We start from the raw sequence: 1,687 nt of genomic DNA on the forward strand, positions 1-1,687 counted from the left end.
GGAAAGCGGCACGTTCTTTGGTATCAAGGCAGGTTAAGATAAGGCACTCGCAAGCAAGTGCTTGACGAGTGTTTTTATGTGTGATAATATTTAAGCTTGCCTTGAGATGGCTGATCTTTGAAAACTGAATAGCGGCAGCAAGCGAGCCCCTAGAGAGAAGAGAAAGGGGTAGCCTTGCCGGTGGATAAATGAGCCGGCGGCTTTCACGGTTTAACGTGAGGGTTTGATCCTGGCTCAGGGCGAACGCTGGCGGCGTGCCTAACACATGCAAGTCGAGGGGGAAAGGGCACTTCGGTGCCCGAGTACACCGGCAGACGGGTGAGTAACGCGTGGGTAACCTACCTTGGGGTCTGGGATAACCACCCGAAAGGGTGGCTAATACCGGATACGTTCCTGAGGCGCGAGCCGAGGGAAGAAAGGGTGCCACTGCATAGCAAGCACCTGCCCCAAGAGGGGCCCGCGTCCCATCAGCTAGTTGGTGAGGTAACGGCTCACCAAGGCGACGACGGGTAGCCGGCCTGAGAGGGTGGTCGGCCACACTGGCACTGAGACACGGGCCAGACTCCTACGGGAGGCAGCAGTGGGGAATCTTGGGCAATGGCCGAGAGGCTGACCCAGCGACGCCGCGTGGGGGAAGAAGGCCTTCGGGTCGTAAACCCCTGTCAGGGAGGAAGAAGGCTTACGGGTTAATAGCCCGTGGAGTTTGACGGTACTCCCAGAGGAAGCCACGGCTAACTCCGTGCCAGCAGCCGCGGTAATACGGAGGTGGCGAGCGTTGCCCGGAATCACTGGGCGTAAAGGGGGCGTAGGCGGCCGGACAAGTCGGACGTGAAAGCCCGGGGCTCAACCCCGGAGTTGCGTTCGAAACTGTTTGGCTTGAGGTCCGGAGAGGCCGGCGGAATTCCCGGTGTAGGGGTGAAATCCGTAGATATCGGGAGGAACACCGGTGGCGAAGGCGGCCGGCTGGACGGCACCTGACGCTGAGGCCCGAAAGCGTGGGGAGCAAACCGGATTAGATACCCGGGTAGTCCACGCCGTAAACGATGGGTGCTAGGTGTGGGGGGTTAAACCTTCCGTGCCGAAGCTAACGCAATAAGCACCCCGCCTGGGGAGTACGGCCGCAAGGCTGAAACTCAAAGGAATTGACGGGGGCCCGCACAAGCGGTGGAGCACGTGGTTTAATTCGATGCAAAGCGAAGAACCTTACCTGGGTTTGACATGCTAGGGGACCTTCCAGAGATGGGAGGGTGCCCGGGCTTAGCCTGGGAGCCCTAGCACAGGTGCTGCATGGCTGTCGTCAGCTCGTGTCGTGAGATGTTGGGTTAAGTCCCGCAACGAGCGCAACCCTCGCCCTTAGTTGCCAGCGGGTGAAGCCGGGCACTCTAGGGGGACTGCCGGGGACAACCCGGAGGAAGGAGGGGATGACGTCAAGTCATCATGGCCCTTATGCCCAGGGCTACACACGTGCTACAATGGGCGGTACAGAGGGAAGCGAACCCGCGAGGGGGAGCAGATCCCAGAAAGCCGTCCTCAGTTCGGATCGGGGTCTGCAACTCGACCCCGTGAAGCCGGAATCGCTAGTAACGGCGGATCAGCATGCCGCCGTGAATACGTTCCCGGGCCTTGTACACACCGCCCGTCACACCACGGAAGCTGGCTCTGCCCGAAGTCGCTATCCCAACCCCTT

The 1,687-nt window shown here is 60.3% G+C and carries 1 rRNA gene; it reads left to right on the forward strand.

Annotated elements, in window-relative coordinates:
* Nucleotides 1-211: 211 nt before the first annotated feature.
* Nucleotides 212-1,687: ribosomal RNA gene (locus H528_RS0111855) — 16S ribosomal RNA — on the forward strand; the annotation flags it as partial.

It is taken from the genome of Thermodesulfatator atlanticus DSM 21156 (genome assembly GCF_000421585.1).
Classification (GTDB): domain Bacteria; phylum Desulfobacterota; class Thermodesulfobacteria; order Thermodesulfobacteriales; family Thermodesulfatatoraceae; genus Thermodesulfatator; species Thermodesulfatator atlanticus.